General features: G+C 65.5%; 11 protein-coding genes. 3 read left to right on the top strand and 8 right to left on the bottom strand.

The window, feature by feature from the left end:
- Nucleotides 1–109: 109 nt before the first annotated feature.
- From FFY45_RS00725 to FFY45_RS22055, 3 genes are all read right to left on the bottom strand, one after another.
- On the bottom strand, nt 110–841 hold the full coding sequence (locus tag FFY45_RS00725; RefSeq protein WP_176338958.1) for a copper homeostasis protein CutC: 732 nt from the start codon (nt 839–841) through the stop codon (nt 110–112).
- Entirely contained in the window at nt 838–1,902 is a 1,065-nt protein-coding gene (locus FFY45_RS00720) for a glycosylasparaginase (RefSeq protein WP_176338957.1), read from the bottom strand. Before FFY45_RS00720 ends, FFY45_RS00725 begins: the two co-directional genes overlap by 4 nt.
- Before the next feature lie 527 nt (nt 1,903–2,429).
- Nucleotides 2,430–2,579: a hypothetical protein gene (locus FFY45_RS22055; protein WP_255171836.1), complete on the bottom strand. Its 150-nt coding sequence runs from the start codon at nt 2,577–2,579 to the stop codon at nt 2,430–2,432.
- A gap of 178 nt (nt 2,580–2,757) precedes the next feature.
- On the opposite strand from FFY45_RS22055, the gene FFY45_RS00715 reads away from it, so the two are divergent.
- The 3 genes from FFY45_RS00715 (at nt 2,758) to FFY45_RS22050 (ending at nt 6,652) form a co-directional block, all read left to right on the top strand.
- Nucleotides 2,758–4,242: a vWA domain-containing protein gene (locus tag FFY45_RS00715; RefSeq protein WP_439333502.1), complete on the top strand. Its 1,485-nt coding sequence runs from the start codon at nt 2,758–2,760 to the stop codon at nt 4,240–4,242.
- A 29-nt stretch (nt 4,243–4,271) separates the two neighbouring features.
- Complete coding sequence (locus FFY45_RS00710) at nt 4,272–4,844, top strand: sigma-70 family RNA polymerase sigma factor (protein ID WP_176338955.1); 573 nt, start codon at nt 4,272–4,274, stop codon at nt 4,842–4,844.
- Between the two features lie 404 nt (nt 4,845–5,248).
- On the top strand, nt 5,249–6,652 hold the full coding sequence (locus FFY45_RS22050; RefSeq protein ID WP_255171834.1) for a hypothetical protein: 1,404 nt from the start codon (nt 5,249–5,251) through the stop codon (nt 6,650–6,652).
- Between the two features lie 205 nt (nt 6,653–6,857).
- Here FFY45_RS22050 and FFY45_RS00700 read toward each other — a convergent pair whose 3' ends face one another.
- The 5 genes from FFY45_RS00700 to FFY45_RS00680 all read right to left on the bottom strand — a co-directional run bounded on the left by FFY45_RS00700 (nt 6,858) and on the right by FFY45_RS00680 (nt 18,674).
- Complete coding sequence (locus FFY45_RS00700; protein ID WP_176338954.1) at nt 6,858–7,430, bottom strand: GNAT family N-acetyltransferase; 573 nt, start codon at nt 7,428–7,430, stop codon at nt 6,858–6,860.
- A 51-nt stretch (nt 7,431–7,481) separates the two neighbouring features.
- Complete coding sequence (locus FFY45_RS00695) at nt 7,482–7,958, bottom strand: chemotaxis protein CheW (protein WP_006450740.1); 477 nt, start codon at nt 7,956–7,958, stop codon at nt 7,482–7,484.
- 34 nt (nt 7,959–7,992) lie between these two features.
- Nucleotides 7,993–9,180, bottom strand: coding sequence for a chemotaxis protein CheB (locus FFY45_RS00690; protein WP_176339088.1), 1,188 nt, complete (start codon nt 9,178–9,180; stop codon nt 7,993–7,995).
- A gap of 7 nt (nt 9,181–9,187) precedes the next feature.
- Nucleotides 9,188–16,522, bottom strand: a complete 7,335-nt coding sequence (locus tag FFY45_RS00685; RefSeq protein WP_176338953.1) for an Hpt domain-containing protein — start codon at nt 16,520–16,522, stop codon at nt 9,188–9,190.
- Nucleotides 16,523–16,637: 115 nt separating this feature from the next.
- The gene (locus FFY45_RS00680; protein WP_176338952.1) at nt 16,638–18,674 is read right to left on the bottom strand and encodes a methyl-accepting chemotaxis protein; all 2,037 of its coding nucleotides are present in this window, start codon (nt 18,672–18,674) and stop codon (nt 16,638–16,640) included.
- Nucleotides 18,675–18,693 lie beyond the last annotated feature (19 nt).

Below are 18,693 nucleotides of genomic sequence, written 5' to 3'. Positions count from 1 at the left end.
GTAAGAGCCTACACGGACGTACTTGCGGCGTGTCCCGCGACGGTGGGCGGGCAAGGGCCCTGCAGCCAAGCCACAGATCAGCCGCTCTACAACTGAGCAGCTTCCAACCTCATGCCCCCTGCAACAACCCCACTATCCGCCGCACACGTGCCACATCGGTACGCTGGTAATCGCCGCCCAGATCAGTGATATACGCATGCCGCGCATGCACCTGCGCCGCAACCGGCCCACGTGAGGAGGCATGAAACTCGCGCGCACCGGTCTTGGCACGCAGCGTAAGTACATTGGTTTCGGACACACCAGCGCCCGGCATCACGCTGATCCGATCGCCGGCCTGACGCACCAGTGCAGCAATGGTGTCCACACCTTCAAGCGCGCTCGCACGCCCACCCGACGTCAGCACTCGCTCGCAACCCAGCGTGATCGCATCTTCCAGCGCGCGCCCCGGATCGGCACTGACATCGATCGCACGATGGAAGGTCACACCGAGCGATCCCGCTGCCGCGATCAACACCCGCATCGTGGCCATATCGACCTGCCCATCCGGATCCAGCGCGCCCAACACCACGCCATCGCAGCCCAGCCGCACACACAGCTCCACATCGCGCCGCATCACCTCGACCTCGTCCGCATCGAAGACGAAATCGCCCACGCGCGGACGGATCAACACATACAGCGGAATCTGTAAACGCTCACGCACCACCGCCAGCGTGCCGAACGACGGCGTCAACCCGCCGCCATCCAGCCCCCCGCAGAGCTCGACCCGCATCGCACCGCCCTCCTGCGCAGCCAATGCCGAACCTATCGAATCGGCAGCCACTTCCAGCCCCAACGCGCTCATGCCGCAGGCTCAGTGGTGTAGTGGCTTTCACCGGGCACCAGCAGATCCTGACGTTGCGCATCGCAGACCGCGTAGCTGAAACCCTTCTGGATCGCGAATGCACCCACCTCGCCCCGCTTGTTCATTGCCAGAAACCCCACCTGCAGTGTGCGGGTGAGTTCGGGCTTGCGCCGTATCAGCCGCATGACGACCTCGCGGCAGGCATCGGCCGGCGACTTGCCCTGACGCATCATTTCCACCACCGCGAAACTACCGACATTGCGGATCACTTCCTCGCCAACGCCGGTCGAGGTCGCACCGCCCACCTCGTTGTCCACATACAGGCCCGCACCGATGATCGGGCTGTCGCCAACGCGCCCGTGCATCTTCCACGCCATGCCGCTGGTGGTGCACGCACCAGACAGATTGCCGTGCGCATCCAGCGCCAGCATGCCGATGGTGTCGTGATTGTCCTTGCCGCCCGGCAATTTGGCATCGCGCCAGGCGCGGTTTTCGATGTTGGCTTCCGGCGAATACTTCGAGGTCTTCAACCACTCCTTCCACGCCGCTTCCGAGCTGGGCGTGAGCAGCTTGGTCTTCGGAAAGCCCTGCTCCAACGCGAACTGACGCGCACCATCGCCGACCAGCATCACATGCGGGGTTTTCTCCATCACCGCGCGCGCTACCGAGATGGCATGCACCACGTCTTCCAGTGAAGCAACCGAGCCGCAATTGCCCAGGTGATCCATGATGCAGGCATCCAGCGTCACCCGCCCATCGCGATCCGGGTAACCACCCAGCCCCACGGTGGGATTGCTCGGGTCCGCTTCGGGCACGCGCACGCCGGCTTCCACTGCATCCAGCGCGATGCCGCCGGTACTGAGAATTTTCCAGGCGGCCTGGTTGGCCGCAATGCCGAAATCCCAGGTGGAAATCACCCGCGCCTGGCCGCGCGGCAACACCGCAACGCGCCCGCCGGTGCCGGCACCGACCGCCGCCTGCGCACGTGCGCCCCACCCGGCCAGACCGGAAGCGATCGCACCAAGCGTGGCGCTCTTGAGGAAGTGACGACGTTGGATCATCCGGGCGAACTCCATGCATGAAGAAAACAGGCAGCCGCAGGACGCGGCAACAGCCTTCTATCATGCGGCAGCGCCGCGTGCGGATAAACCGTATTGCGGCCCCCAGTAATGCGGATCCGCGCATAACGCACGGTAATGGCTGTAAAGCCCCTCTCCAGCGGGGCGAGAATGCACGGCTTGCGCGCCACTGGCGCGCGTGCCTTGGAGCGCCCGCTGCTGGCGCGGGCCGGGCCGGGGCGCGGAGCGGGGGGTTGTGGTGAGGGTACGAGGCGACCGACACCGCCCTGCCCAGCCGTACCCTCATCCGGCGCTACGCGCCACCTTCTCCCGATGGGAGAAGGGAAGAATCCCCCCCCGCTGGCGCTGCAAACAGCAGCACGCACCAGCGACCAAAAAATCTTCAACCCACTTAACCCCATTCGGCGCACTGGCCCGTTTACTCACCAGAGGCGCAGTGCACGGCGACCTCGGGCTGTCCGGTTGTTCACCCATCCCACCTTCGCCACGCAAAGGATTCCCATGCCACGTCACAGCCTTCTTGCGCTCGCCCTGCTGCTGAGCGCCTGCTCGCACGAGCCGACCGAGCCGAACAGCGACAGCTCGCGCACCACCGCGCCGCCTGCAACCGCGCAGCCATCGCAACCCAGCGCATCGACCACGCCCCACACAGAAGGCAATCTCGCAGCGCCTGTCCCCGCATACCCCATGCAGCAGCCGTCTGCGCCGAGCCCACAACCGGCACCGTTATCGCCATCAGCGATGCCGATGCCATCGCCGATGCCGGCAGCGCCCATCGCGCTCGAGTCCTTCGTGGCACAACGCGCACCGGCCGCCAAACTGGTCGCGCGTCGCCCAATGCTCGACAACCTCATGCCGATGCCGCCGATCCTCCCGGCACCCGCCGACAACCGCGAAACCTACCAAACGCTGAGCGACAACCCGATCGTGCAGACCGCGGCGAATCCGGTGTCCACCTTCAGCATCGACGTGGACACCGGCAGCTACAGCAATGTGCGGCGCTTCCTGAGTGCAGGCACGCTGCCGCCGGTCGACGCAGTGCGCGTGGAAGAATTGATCAACTACTTCCGCTACGACGACCCGGCGCCCACCAATGGTCAACCGTTCGCCGTGCGCACCGAACTGGCGAGCACGCCCTGGAACAACGACAGCCTGCTGCTGCGCGTGGGCATCGCCGGCCGCGACATCGCCACCGCCGACCTGCCGCCCGCCAACCTGGTCTTCCTGGTCGACGTCTCCGGCTCGATGGACGCGCCGGACAAGCTGCCGCTCCTGCAAGCCTCGCTCAAACTGCTGGTGCGTCAGCTGCGCAAACAAGATCGCATCACCCTGGTGACCTACGCCGGCAACACCGCAGTGGTGTTGCCGCCTACCCCAGGTAATCAACAAGCGCGCATTGTCGAAGCTATCGACAGCCTGCAATCGGGCGGCGGCACCGCCGGTGCCAGCGGCATCGAGCTGGCGTACAAGGCGGCGCAGCAAAGCTATCTGCGTGGCGGCATCAATCGCATCCTGCTGGCCACCGATGGCGACTTCAACGTGGGCGTCACCGACTTCGATCAGCTCAAGGGCATGGTCGCCGAGAAGCGGCGCTCCGGTGTGGCGTTGTCCACGCTCGGCTTCGGCACAGGCAACTACAACGACACCTTGATGGAGCAGCTGGCCGATGCCGGCGACGGTGCCTACGCCTACATCGACTCGCCGCTGGAAGCACGCAAGGTACTCACCCACGAGCTGGGCGCGACGCTGGCCACGATCGCCCGAGACGTCAAGATCCAGGTCGAATTCAATCCCGACACGGTCAAGGAATATCGCCTGATCGGCTACGAAAACCGTGCCTTGCAACGCGAGGATTTCAACAACGACCAGGTCGATGCAGGCGAGATCGGCGCAGGCCACACCGTCACCGCGTTGTATGAAATCACTCCGACCGACGGCCACGCATCGGTGGACCCGCTACGCTATGCCACCACCACCGCGCCTCGACAGCAGCGTGCGGTGGACAACGAACTGGCGCACGTCAAATTGCGCTACAAACTGCCCGACGCACAGCGTAGCCAGCTGCTCGACACGGTGGTCCGCAGCGAGCAACGCCGCGCCTTGAACGCCACCAGCGATGCCTTCCGCTTTTCCGCCGCAGTGGCCGGGTTCGGCCAGCGCCTGCGTGGCGGCAGTCAGTTGCGTGGCTGGGATTATCCGCAGGTACGCGCCTTGGCTGCCGGCAGCCTGGGCAGCGACCACTTCGGCTACCGCGCCGATTTTCTGCGCATGGTGCAGCAGGCCGACACCCTGAGCACCCGGCCACTCGCCAACACCGACTGATGCACGCGGCGCTTGCCTATACTGCGCGCATGCAACCTGCCGATCTTGCGCACCTTCCCGACGAGGAGCTCATGCTCCTCGTCGCCAATGGGTTTGTCGAACAACCGGCCACCGAGTTGTTCACGCGCCACAACCGCGCCCTGTTCAATTTTTTGGCCTGGTTGTGCGAAGGCAACCTGAGCGAAGCGGAAGATCTCGCGCAGAAGACCTGGGTCAAGCTGATGACACGCTGCAGCGACTATCGACCCGGGCAGGCGACGTTCATCAGTTTCCTGTTTCAGATCGCGCGCAACGGCTGGATCGACATCCGCCGCAGCGCATATCACACCACCTCGGTTGCGCTGGACGATGCGCATCTGCAGCTGCCAGACGACGACTTGAGCACCGAGCAGTTGGCCGTGCTCGGCCAGCAGCAACATCGCGTGCGCGCCGCAGTGATGGCATTGCCCGACGCACAGCGCGAAGTGGTGGTGCTGCGCTTCTTTGCCGAACTCAGCATGGAAGAAATCGCCCAGGTGATCGGCGAAGGCTTCGAGACCGTCAAGAGCCGGCTGCGCTATGCGTTCGCAAAACTGCGCCTGAGCCTGGATGCGACGCAATGAGTAGCGCATTCGACCGCTTTCTCGCGGGCAGCGATGGCCTTGCCGCACTGCTGCGTGCCCTGCCGTCGCATGCACCGCCTGCGTCCATGGATGCATGGTTTGCGCAGGCCGCGCGCACTGCAGATGCCGAACGCAATGCAGCGACTCCCGCACAGGACGGATTGCAATTCGAAGCACCCTCCACGATGGCAGCCGTGTTTGCCGCCGCTGCCGCGCAAACCGAACAAGCGCAGGCAGCACAGCGCGCTGCCGTGCAGGCGCGTCTTGCGCAGGGCGAGCGTGCCGATCAGGCATTGGGGACGGCGTTGAGCGCATCTGCGCGTGCGTGGATCGAGCAGCAAGCGCGCACTGACAAGGCAGCTATGCGGCCGAGTGTGGATGTGCCCTCCGCTGCAGATGTGTCGATGGCTGCAGAGGTATTTCTAGCTAAAGATACTTCGATGGCTGCGGATTTATCTCTAGCTAAAGATGCGTCGATAGCTGCGGATCTGTCGGCTTCTTCGAATGAAGCGGTAGATACCTCTGGAGCTGCATCGCGCTCCCCATCTGCGCCTGAAATTGCATCTTCATCTTCATCTTCATCTGCGTCTGCGTCTGCTGCTCAGGCTCAGGCATCAACACTGCCAGCACTCCAATCAAGCACAACCTCTACTCAAACCAGCCACGCAGCCGCCTCCCGGCGCAGCAGCCGGCGCCCGCGCTGGATGCCAACGCTCGCCTTCGCTGCATCGATCACCCTGGCCGTTGGCATTGGCCTGCAGTGGCAGGCCAGCCAACCCACGCTGGAGCTGCCGACGGCTACGACGCCTGATACGGCATTGGCAGAACCGCAAAAGACTCAACAGGCAATGCGCGACGCCCACCAGGTGGATCGCACAGCAGACAGCACATCCGACATGCCTGCACTGCCGGCACCGGCGTATGCCGAGGCACCCAATGCGGCGGCGCCTTCGACAGCGCCACGACCATCGCAGTCGTCACTGCCGCCCGCGCTGCCATCGCCAGCCCGGATCGTCGCTCCGGAACCAGTCAGTGCGCCATCGCCAACTCCTGCTACCGCACCCGCACCTGCATCGCCTGCTGCGGCACCTGCTGCTGCGCCTGCACTTGCAGCCATGAGCGTCGCCGAACCCGCGCCAGATGTTGATGCGCAATCCATCGACGCGCAGGTACCAGCAGCGCCCCCGCCGCCGCCTGCTCCAATCGTCGCAAGCCCGGCCGATGCATTCGTCAGTGGCTCGCTTGCCGCAACCGCAGATCGCAGCACACCCGCACCCGCACCCGCACCGATTGCACCAGACGCGGCATCGGCACCTGTATCGCCGTCAGCGCAAACCTCACTGGTCGAGCGAACACAGACCAACGCGTATGCAGCAGAAACACCGCTCATTTCCCGCGCTGCACCTGTCGCAGGCCAGGCTGCTCCGCTGCGCGTGCGCAATGCACCCACACTGCACCTCGATGCCCATCGCGATGCATCTCCATCATCCAGACCAACCGGAAGCACAGCCGCGCCGGACGCAAAGGTCTACCAGGCAAAAGGCAGCATGGCCCGCAAGCCCGGTCTGCTAAAACTTTCCACTTCGCCACGCGACTGGCTTGCGCGTTACGCACTGTCGGCCGATCGAGCGCCTGCACAGATCCGCCTCCGGGCCGCCACAGCGGATGCGCCCGAGGTGCAGAGCTGGGCCACTCAACTGCGCGATCAACTCAAGCAACGCGGCTGGTCGACGCAGGTGGATATCGTGCAAGACACGCACCTGGCAGCTGACCAGCTACGCCTCGAACCATTCGACACTGCGCAATAAGGGCGCCCCCTTTCAGCACAACGCTGCGATCAACGCAGACATCAACGCAAGGTAGCGCCACTGGGCAACGCGCGCAGTTGTGTAAGCCCTGACCTTTTGGTGGACCAGTCGTCTCTCAAACGTCAGGCGCTGCACAGCAAATCGCGAATAAACGCTCAGCAAATCGACCGCGCACATCGGCAACTCAACGCGTACTCCACAGGCACTAAGCGCCAACAGGTGGGTCATCGTCGCGCAACTTGCTGGTCAACACATGGTCGCGCCAGACGCCATTCAATTGCAGATAACGCCGCGCATAACCTTCGATCTGGAAACCCAACCGCTGCAGCACACGCGCACTGCGCAGATTGTCGGGGACGTATTGCGCCATCACCCGATGCAGCCCGAGCGGGCCGAATGCGAAGGCGATGCCCTGCGTGGCCGCCCACTGGATCAACCCGCGTCCCTGCTGCTGCGCATCCAGGCCGTAGCCCAGATGGCAGCCCTGGAAAGCGCCACGCTGGATCTGGGTGAAGCCGACCGTGCCGATCACCTGTGCATCGCGCAACAACACCAGTTGCAACTCGCGCTCGCCGGGCACCGCAGTGCGATAAGCGATACTCAGCCGCCGCCAGCCGTCGGTGGTGTAGAACGCAGGCGGCCGCAGTGGCATGGCACCGGCCAGATGTGCGCGGTTACTGGTGTGGTACTCGGCCATCGCCGCCGGATCGACCACCGCCAGATCGCACAGCACCACACCGTCTGCATGATGCACTGGCGCGAAAACGGGAAGGCTCATGACAGTGCGCGTGGTGCAGATGCCGCCGCGTCGTCGTCTTGCCAGCCGCGCTTAGGCAGCAACCGCGGCAAGCGCCTGCGCAACCTGCGCTTCGATCGCATCCAGGTTCGGTAGCAGTGCGCTCTGCTCGCCCAGCAGCACACGCATGTGCACGCCGTCGGGCAGTGCGTCTTCGGAGGCGTCGGCCAGCAGGCCGTCGCGCGGCACCGAGATCAGCTGCGGGAACGAGGCGGTGAGCAGCGCGAAATACGGCAGCGCCGGATCGCCACCGAGCGCCTTCAGCACGATCACCTTGTTGTTGACTGCGGCGGGCTCTTCGCCCATGCCGCTGAGGCGCGCGAACGACAGCAACGGCACTTTCCAGCCGTACCAGTCGATGCGCCCAACCACCCAGCGCGGCATGTCGGCCATCGGCTCGACCGCTACCCGCGACATCACCTCTGCCACGGTGGCATTCGGCAGCAGCACGCGCTCCTGTCCGGCCTGGATCAGGACGCCGCGGATTTCGTCATTGTTGGCGTAGCTCATCGCACTTGTTCCGATCTGAGAGGAAGCGCCCGGCTTACGCCGGCCAGCGCTGTGCCAACGCCTGCGCCAATTGCGCAGGGTCGCCGGTCAAAATGCCTTGGCGTGCCAGACGCGCTGCCGCAGCCGGGTCGTAGCAACCGTCGGCGGACTGACCCGCCAACCAACCGCCCTGTTCCGCCAGCGCCAGCGATGCATCCACCAGCGCCTCGTTGGCACCGCTGAGCATCAGCACCGCACTGTCGGCCGGCGGCAACGCGGCCACCAGCGCGGCAGGATCGGTGTGCGCGATAAAGGCCAGGGCGCCCGCATGCTGCTGCACACCAACTTCTTCGGGCAGTACATACACCTTGCCGGCCACGATCACCTGGCCGACTTCAGCCAGCTCGACCGGTAGCGCAGACACACGCCCCATCTGCCGCACCAGGTTGCCGTACTGGCCACCATCCAGCGTCATGCGCACCAGCACGGCGCGCGGAAACTGTGGCGGCAACGCGCCCAGCAGCCGACGGATCGCATCCGGGCCACCGATACCGGCCATCACCAGCACCGCACCGGCGGTCTCGCCCGTGTGATCCAGCTCAACCAGCGACAAACCGCCGGTCGACAGCCCAGCCACGTCCAGCTCGGCACGCGGGCGCACCACCACGGCGACCTCATCGACCAGGCCCCAGGTGCTGGAATCGCCCAGCGAAAGGCTCGGTTTGTCGTCAACAACCGCAGCGGCATCAGTGCTGCCGGAACGCGTGAAAAATCCATCGCCAGGAATGCGTTCGAAGATCTGCGCGGCTGCTTCCAGATGCTGGTCGAGCTGCAGATCCGAATGCTGCCGCGGCGCCAGTTCCAGGCCAGGCTCGGGCTGCAACGACGGCTCACTTTCGGTGCCCGGCGGCAACACGTCGGCATGGCCGTGCAGCTTGGCGGCCAGATGGCGTACCCACCGCTGCGCTTCCCAGCCCTCGCGGCGCACGGTCAACTCAGCCTCGTCGAAGATCACCGTGACACCGGGCATGTTGAAAGCCGGTTCCAGCGCTTCGAGTGCGTCTTCGATCGACGGCTCCAGCGCGACCAGCACCGCCACCGGCTCGGCGTCGCGCAACATCTGCACGTCCACCGCAGAGGGATCGTCTTCCAGCACCACCTGCGCACCGGCCAGACCGAGCGCTTCACGCAGGCGCTCGCGCGCCGGACCGGGCCGGCCCAGCAGGGCGACCGGCGTTCCCATTGCGCCATTATTCTCGGACACGGGCGATCCCCAGCAGGTCATACACGTTTCGCATCAGATCCAACTCTTGGTAGGGCTTGCCCAGATAACGTTGCACACCGATCTCGAAGGCACGCTGGCGATGCTTCTCGCCACTGCGCGAGGTGATCATCACGATCGGCACCGCCTTGAAGCGCGGGTCGGCGCGCATGGCGGTCGCCAACTCGTAGCCGTCCATGCGCGGCATTTCGATATCCAGCAGCATCAGGTCGGGCACGCGCTCTTCGAGCAGCTCCAGCGCCTCGACGCCGTCGCGGGCGGTGGTGACATCCAGGTTGTGACGTTCCAGCACGCGGCTGGTGACCTTGCGCATGGTCAGCGAATCGTCCACCACCATCACCAACGGCACCTGGCGCTGCGCTTCGGCCGGCGTTTCCAGCGCCGGACGCGCCGGCTGGCTGAGGTAACGACGTACCAGCGGCGCCACGTCCAGGATCACCACCACGCGGCCATCGCCAGTGATGGTGGCGCCGTAGATACCCGGCACCGAGGCGATCTGCAGACCCACCGGCTTGACCACGATTTCGCGGTTGCCCAGCACCTGATCGATCGCCACTGCCGCGCGCAGGTCGCCCGCACGCACCAGCAACAACGGCACCTGCGCCTGGCCATCGGCACGCGCAACCGGCTGGCCGACCAGCGAGCCCAGGTCGTGCAGCACATACTCTTCGCCGGCGTAGTGGTAACCGCCCTCGCCCGATTCGTAACGGCTACGCGAGATGCGGCCGATACCGCTGACCGAACCCACCGGCACCGCGAAGGTGGTTTCGCCGATCCGCACGAATACCGCCTGGGTGACCGCCAGCGTCTGTGGCAGGCGCAGGGTGAAGGTGACGCCCTGGCCGCGCACCGAGTGAATATCCACCGAGCCGCCGAGCTGACGCACTTCGTTGCGCACCACATCCATGCCCACGCCACGGCCGGCCAGCTGGCTGACCTGCTCGGAGGTACTGAACCCGGAGGCGAAGATCAGGCCATCCAGTTCGGCCTCGCTGAGCTCCTGGCCGGGTTCGATCAGGCCGCGCTGCTCGCCGCGGCGACGGATCGCCTCGCGGTCCAGCCCGGCGCCATCGTCGGCTACTTCCAGCACGATTTCCGAGCCTTCGCGGCGCAGACGGATCGCGATGCTGCCCTCTTCCGGCTTGCCCGCCTCGCGCCGTTGCTCCGGCGTTTCCAGGCCATGCGCCACCGAGTTGCGCAGCATGTGTTCCAACGGCGCGACCATGCGATCGAGCACGTTGCGATCCAGCTCGCCCTGGGTGCCTTCGAGCACCAGGTGCACCTGCTTGCCGGTATCGGTGGCCGCCTGGCGCACCACCCGGCGCAGACGCGGCACCAGCCCGTCGAACGGCACCATGCGCGCACGCATCAGGCCGTCCTGCAGCTCGGAGCTGACGCGCGACTGCTGTTGCAGCAGGCCGTCGTATTGCCGCGAGAGATCTTCCAGCACGCCCTGCAAACCGCCCAAGTCGGCCGCCGATTCGTTCAGCGCGCGGCTGAGCTGCTGCAGGGTGGAGAAGCGGTCCAGTTCCAGCGGATCGAAGGTGCGGTCGCCCTGGTCCTGCTCGCGCTGATAACGCGCCACGATCTGCGCTTCGGTTTCCAGATCCAGACGCCGCAACTGGTCGCGCAAACGCGCGTTGGTGCGATCCAGTTCGCCCATGGCGCCGCGGAAGGCGCCCATCTGCTGTTCCAGCCGCGAGCGGTAGATCGCCACTTCGCCGGCGTGATTGACCAGCCGGTCCAGCAGGTCGGCACGCACGCGCACCTGTTCCTGCTGCGCACGCGGCATCAGTTCTTCCTCGACCTGGCCCTCCACCGGGATCGGCGCCGACAGCGGTGCCGGTTCCACCGACGCCTTGGCGATCGCACGCACATCGGCGTCGCTGGGCGGTGCGGCATTGCGGCCGCGGGTACGGGTTTCGAAGGCTTCCACCAGGTCGGTCGGCATCGCCACGGCGCGGTGCATGCCGGTGCGGGTCAACAACTGATGCAACCGGTCGAAGCCGCGTTCGAACAGGCGCACGTCGTCGCGATCGATGTCGGTGCGGTTGGCCGCCACCGCTTCGAGCAGCGATTCGATCGCATGACCGAGATCGCCGATGGCGTTGATGCCGGCCATGCGCGCGCCGCCCTTGAGCGTGTGCAGATCGCGCTGCAGTCCGTTGAGGACATCGCGGTCTTCCGGCACTTCGCGCATGCGGGCGATCAGACCATCGCAATGGTCCAGCAGGTCGCGGCCTTCCTCGACGAAGATGTCGACCAATTCGCCATCGAGCTGATCGAAGTTGAGCTGGCCGATATCGAAGGCAGCGCCGACATCGTTGGCGGGGGTGTCGGCCGGTGCGGCTTCTTCCACCGGCGCGCTGAAGGCTGCGGCTGTGGCGTCTTCTTGCTCGCTGGCGTCTGGTTCGCTGGCCGACTCTTCGCTGGCCGGTTCGATGTGCTCGATGTGTTCGGCTTGTTGAGTGTGATCAACGTACTCAGTGAGTTCGACATGATCCGTTGCCACGGTCGTGTCGTGCGTTGCGTGTTCGTCGCTGTGTCGAGCGTCGGCATCGGTGTTGCCGTCCTTGTCGGCATCCGCATCGACATCTACAGCCGCGTCGGCATGCAGCTCCGGTGCGATCTCGGACTGCGGATCGCCGGTCTCCTCGACCTGATCGGCCACCTGTGCCATCTCGAAGGCCTGCACCGACTCGATGGTGTACTCGGGTAAGGCTTCGGCAGTTTGCTCGGCCTCTGCGGTTTGCTCAGCCGCTGCAGCCTGCTCATCTTCTGCAACCTGTTCGGCTTCTACAGGTCGTTCGGCGTCAGCAGCTAGCTCGCCTGCCGCAGCTTGCTCGACTTCTCCAGCATGTTCTTCGGCAGCATGCTCGTGCGCTTGTGCATCCGACAGCGCTTGTGCGTCCGACAGCACTTGTTCGTTCGAGTGGGCGTGTTCTTCCGAACGCGCCTGATCGTCCGTCTGCGCGTCGGAGTGAACATGCGTTTCAGATTCCGCATGCTCATACGAAGGCGCGGGCTCTTCCGAAGGCACCTGTTCGCCAGCCTCGGCGTGTTGTTCCGAATAGGTCTGCTCGCCCAGTTGCGCGCTGTCTTCCGTGGCCACGGCAGCATCGTCGTGCACTGCGGAAACCTGTTCGTCCTGATCGGTCGATACGCTGTCCAGCGCTTCGGTTTCCGGCGTCCAGTCTTCGGCCGTCGATGCAGGCGTCTCATCGGCCACCGGGGCCTCATCGTGTACCGCCTGCAACGCTTCGATGGTCTCGACAGGCGCTTCGTCAGCAGACGGTGTGCCGTCGACCAAGTGCGCGTCGGCATCCTGCGCCGGTGCGTCGCCATCGATCTGAGCGTGCTGATCGTGCTGGTCATGCACGGCCCCGTGCTCGGTCAGCGCCTGCTGCTCGCCGTCTGCATGCTCGGCCTCTGCGCGCTCGACATCTGCATGCTCGGCTTCCGGCGTGGCAAGCGTCTGCGTATCACCCAACGCGGCTTCTGCGTCGGCCAACTCGCCCACCGCAACGTGCTCGGTCGCTTCAGGCACATCGCGTGTTTCGTCATGTGGCGCCGTGTCGACAGTCTCGGCGTGCTGCAGTTCGGTCGCATCCCAGGCGTCGGCTTCGACCACCGGCTCATCGGCCGGAGGGGCGTGCGCTTCGGCAGTGTGCGATGCGCTTTCGTCTATGCGCTCGTGCTGCGCAAAATCGCCTTGCCACGCGTCAACGACCTGCTCCGACTCGGCGGCAGATGCGAACGCATCATCGCTCACTGCATGCGCGGTCTCGGCCACATCACCACTCTGCTCTGCCGATGCAACACCCTGCTCTGCCGACACAACATCGACGGTCTCGTGTGCTTCGCTTGGCGCAGGCGCTTCCAACGCGAGCGCCGAGGTGTCTTCGGCTTCCGCTTCGGCCAGCTCGTCGACCGCGATCGGTGCATCGGCATCGACAGCGACCTGCGTATCGGCATCCTGCGTAGCCTCATCGGCAACAGGGGTCGGCGCGGCGGTATCGGCCGGATGCGACGACAATGCGCTCGCATCCAGATACTGCGACAGATCCTGCATGCCGGTCAGCTCGACCGCCGTGTCGTTACTGACTGCCTCGTCGCTCGTCGCGTCGAGATCGTCCAACTCCTCCAGGAACACCTGCGGTGGCCACTGCGCTTCCGGCAGCGTATCCGCCAACGCGCGCAGGCGCTCGGTCAATGGCGCAAACGATGGAATCAGCGGCGCATCGGCGCGCAACGCAGTGACGGTGGTCGCGATCGCGGCGGCGGTCGCCTTGATGGCATCGATGCCGTCGGCCGATGGCGTCACCGAGGCGGCGAGCAGACGCTTGACGTAACTTTCGGCCGGCGTGGTCACCAAGGTGATTTCCGGCACGTCGGTCATCGCGAACGCGCCACTCATCGTGTGCACAGCACGCAGCACTTCTTCGCTGACAAGCTGCGGCTCGACCTGCGTGGCCTGCAGCCAGGCGTTGACGGTTTCCAGGTGGGTGGCGACTTCTGCTTCCAGAATCTCGCGCAGCACGCTGTCTACCGATGCGGGTGTGCCGCCGGTTGCGGGCAGCACGCCTGCAATGGCCGGAATGTCTGGAATGACTGCGACATCTGCAACGCCAGCCGTCGCTGGCGCAGGCACGTAATAGAGTTCTTCGCCGGCGGCAACGCGCTCGGCAACGGCCTGGATTTCAGGCAGATCTGCACTGATGCGGCCCTGGTCGCGCAGCGCCGCATTGAATTGCGGCAACACGTCATACGCAAGTTGCACCATCGCCACGACCGCCGGGCTGGCCGGCCGCGAGTTGTCGAGCACGCGGTTGAGCATGCTCTCGATCTTCCAGCTGAACTCGCCCAGCACATGCGCGCCGACCAGCCGACCGCTGCCCTTCAAGGTATGGAAGACACGGCGGATCGGACGCATGGTTTCGGGGCTGTTCGGGGCGGCACGCCATACCGGTAACAGCTGCCCGAGATTGACCAGTTCTTCGTCGAATTCTTCCAGGAACACGTCGCGGATATCGTCATCGATATCGCTGTCGCCGAAGCCGCCAAAGATGCCGGCGTCCGCAGTGCCCTGCACGGGTTCGCTCGGCGTCTGCACCGGCGCTGTTTGCGCAGTGTCTGGCTCTGCGTGGGTGTCGGCGGCAGCGTAGGAAGTGGTCTTGGTCGTCAACGGCGCCTGCGGACGATTCACGTCGAACTGCGCAGCGGCAGCGTCGAGCTGGGCCAGGAACGCGGCCGATGCGTCGTCCAGTTCGAACTCGCTGACCACCGCCTGCTGCACGCGCGGCGGGCTCGACTCTGCGGTGTCTTCCACCGGCGGAGCCTGCGGCTCTGGCTCGGCGTCGACGAACGGGTTGTCGGGTTCCTGCGGCGACAGTGGCGGCAACGGCGGCGGCGAGAACGCATCGTCGATGCTGGTCTGCGCGCGGCGGGTGTTGGCCTCGGCCTCGGCGATGAAGTCCAAGGGTACTTCGGTCTGATCCGCATCGCCCGGCAGATCGATCTGCTCGATCTGCAGCGGCCCCTGCTCGGCAACCACCGGCGTTGCGATGTCGTCCTGCTCCAGCGCGCTCAGATCCACGGTGTAACTGACCTGCGCAAGCTCGGCCGGCACCGTGCCGTCCTGCTCGGCCGATACCGGGTCGAACGCGGAGGTGGCGATGGGCGCGGTTTGCTCGGTGGTTTCCAGCTGCCAGTCGCCAGGCGCCTGCGCGCCATCGTCGGATAGGTCCAGCGGCGCGACCGTAAACGGCACGTGCGCCTGACCGGACACGGTTTCTTCGGCAGCGACCGGGTCGAACGAGAACACCGTATCGGTGGCGGCAGCGCCGGTGTCGTGCACCACGCTGGCCGCGAACGGCGCCTCGGTCACGGTTTCGTTGGCCCATTCCAGCGACGGCGTAGGCGCAATATCGTTGGCGGCCACAACGCCCGGCGCAGCGGCAAGCGGTGCGAACGCGGCGGCAACCGGCTGCGGCTCGACCACGTCGCCCGGCTGGTCGGCACCCACCGGCAATTCGGACGGCTGGCCCGACGGCAGCGGCCAATAGCGCAGCGTTTCCAGGCTGTTGCGGGTGATGTCCAGAATCTCTTCGCGGCCGGGACGGCGCTCGCGCAGGGCTTCCAGGTAGTACTCCAGGCTGGCCATCGCATCGGCCAGCGTGTCCAGCTGACGCCCGCTGGGCACGCGCTGCTTGCCGATCAATTCCAGATCGACGTAACGACGCACACCTTCCAGATAATCGGCCGCCTGCGGCAATTCGAGGATGCGCAAGGCACCGCCGACTTCGCCGAGCAGATGCGGCACGTTGCTCAGACGCGCGTGGTCCCAATTGGTTTCGATGAAGGCGACGAAATGCTCGCGCGCCGCACCGAAATTGGCGATCGCTTCCTGTGCCAGCACGTCCACCGTGCGCCGCACTTCCGCCGAGGTGGCGCCGCTGCTGCCGTCTTCGTTTTCGCTGAAGTCGGCACCCAGACTGGCGACCTGGTCGTCCAGCGAAGCATCCACATAGAGCAGCGCGCCGGCGATATCCAGCAGCACGCCTTCGTCCATCTGAACATGGCCATCGACCACGCGTGCCAGCGCATCGCGCTGCTGCACCACCACGTTGCGCGCCACGCCCAGGCCCATCATGCCCAGGGTGTCGGCAACGCTGCCGAGATCCTTGACCTGGGTCTGCAGCTCGGCAATGTCGCCGCCGGTCCGCAGGTGCAGATCCAGCGCGTCCTTGACGCGCAGCAATTCTTCTTTGACCGCATTGCCGACAGTGTCGAGCAACTCGCGATTGCGCCCGCTCAGGCTGCCGCGTGCGTGATCCAGTTCGGCTTCGGTGGCGACACCGGCCTGCGGATCGAACGCGAACAGCACGCTCTCGTTGAGGCCCGGCTGACCACGCGTGGCACGGATTTCATTGAGCAACGGCAGCAGCACGATCGGAATATCGCGATGGCCGTTCTGCAGGCGCTCCAGATAATCGGGCAGCAGCACGGTGCCGCGCATCAGCATGGCGCAGGCTTCGTCGCGGTCGGCCACCTCGCCGACCTGCACGGCCTGGGCCAGCAGCTCGAGCTCCTCGGCCACCATGGCCGGGGCGTACAACTCCACCATGCGCAGCGTGCCCTGCACCTGGTGCAGATAGCCGGCGCAGAAGCGCATCCGACTGGTGTCGGATGGTTCTTCGGCAAAATACTCGATCTCGTTGCGCGCCTGGCGCAACGTCTCATCCAACTCCGGCTTGACCCAGCCCAGCGCGGCGTGACTCATCGCATCGCGAAGCGCACTCATTGCAGCCCCCTGCCTACGACCGACGCACCGCTCACGCGGCGACCGGTCTGTTCCTGCATCGACGTAACGCGACTACGCGCCATCTGCTGTGATCCTTTCCCGTTGCGCGTCGTGGTCACGCCGGCAGCTTGAAGTCGGCGACCGAACGGCGCAGATCGGCAGCGAGCTCGGCCAGGTTGCCGATCGATTTGGCTGTCTTCTCGGCACCCTGCGATGTCTGGCTGGTGATCTGACGGATCACGCCCATGGTCTGTGTGATATCCGTCGCTGCAGCCGACTGCTGGTGCGCGGCGATGGAGATGTTCTTGATCAAATTATTCAGTGCGTTGGACACGCGCTCGATTTCGGTCAGCGCGGTGCCGGCGTCTTCGGCCAGGCGTGCACCGGACACCACTTCGGAGGTGGTCTGCTCCATCGAGCTGACCGCTTCGTTGGTATCGGCCTGAATGGTCTGCACCAGGCCTTCGATCCGCCGGGTCGCGCCGGAGGTGCGCTCTGCCAGACGCTGCACTTCGTCGGCCACCACCGCGAAACCGCGACCGGCCTCACCCGCCGAGGCCGCCTGCACCGCGGCGTTGAGCGCCAGGATGTTGGTCTGCTCGGAAATGTCGTTGATCAGCTCCACGATCGAGCCGATTTCCTGCGAGGACTCGCCCAACCGTTTGATGCGCTTGGAGGTTTCCTGGATCTGGTCGCGGATCTGGTCCATGCCCTGGATCGTCTCGCGCACCACGCCGGCACCTTCGGCGGCGATCACCACCGAGCGCTGCGCCACTTCGGCCGACTCGGTGGAGTTGCGCGAGACCTGTTCGATGCTCGCGGCGATTTCGCTAATGCGCTCGGAGGCAGTGGTGATCTGGTTGGCCTGCTGGCCGGCCGCGTCGGCCAGCTGCATCGCCGTGGCCTGGGTTTCCTGGGTCGACACGGCCACTTTCGCCGAGGTGTCGTTGATCGTGGTCACCAGGTGGCGCAGCTCGTCCACGGCGTAGTTGATGGCGTCTGCGATCGCGCCGGTCATGTCCTCGGTCACCGAGGCCTTGACGGTCAGGTCGCCCTCACCGAGCGAGCTGATTTCGTCCAGCAACCGCATGATCGCCTGCTGGTTGCGGCTGTTGAATTCCACCTGCGCCTGGTAGCGCACGTCCTGCTCGCGCGAGCGCACCCGCACCGAGCTCCAGACGAAACCGATGATCGCCAGCAACGCCACCAGGCCGGACACCACGCCCAGCCAGAAATTCGGGAACAGGCGCGTGTCGCGCACCGAACCGAACGCCGAGAACGCGTCGAACAGCTTCTTGCTGTCGTCGAGCATCTTGTTCGAACCGACGGTCAGCGCGGCAGCGGAGGACTGCGCGGCGAACAGATTGCGCGAGGTGGCGAGGATGGCGTCGATGTCCTTCTTCATCGTCGTCCACTGCGCCTGCGACTGCTCCAGCGCCGACAGCGCGGCCGGGTTGCGCACTGCGGCGATACCCAGTTCGTCGTTGCCGGCGCGCAGGCCTTCCAGCATCTGCGTGAACACCACCGAGTCGCGGGCCAGCGCATCGCCGGAGGCCGCCGCATTGGCGCCACCGGCGCGCATTTCGGTGACCCGACGCGCCATGGTGCCGGCGACCACCACCTGCTGCAGCGTGTTGTAGATCTGCGAGGCCGGCGCGCCGCTGACCGTCATCGCGCGCACCACTTCGTTCAACTGCGCCTGCAACTGCGGCACGCTGCCGGAGAAGCGCTCGGCGTTGCCGGCCAGACCGAGCACCGCCGGTTCGCTGGCGATGATCTGATCGGCATTCTTGCTCAGCGGCACCCAGGTCGCCTTGAGCTGCGCCATCGCACTGGCCACCGAGCCTTCCTGGCCGTAACGGCCATCCAGTTCGCTGACCGTGCTGTCGATGCGGCTCTTGGTCTCCTTGAACGTGGCAAATGCCTTCGCATCACCGGAGACCGCTTCGCGGCCCTGGTTGGCCAGCTGCTGCGACAGCACCTGCAGATCGGCCGCGCCGGTGCCGGCGCCGGCAAGGCGACTGCCCTGCCAGGTGGCCACGCCGGTGTTGGCGCCAAACACGATCATCGACAACACCAGCAAGCCAAGCCAGAAGCTGGTGCTGACGCTGCCGAGCTTGTTGGTCTTGCGGGCGTCCGGGGCGGTACTCATGGTTCGACCTCGATCTGTA

Source organism: Xanthomonas hortorum (assembly GCF_011305375.1).
Classification (GTDB): Bacteria; Pseudomonadota; Gammaproteobacteria; order Xanthomonadales; family Xanthomonadaceae; genus Xanthomonas; species Xanthomonas hortorum_E.
The sequence above is the reverse complement of the archived record's forward strand: the minus strand, read 5'-3'. Positions and strand labels throughout refer to the sequence as shown.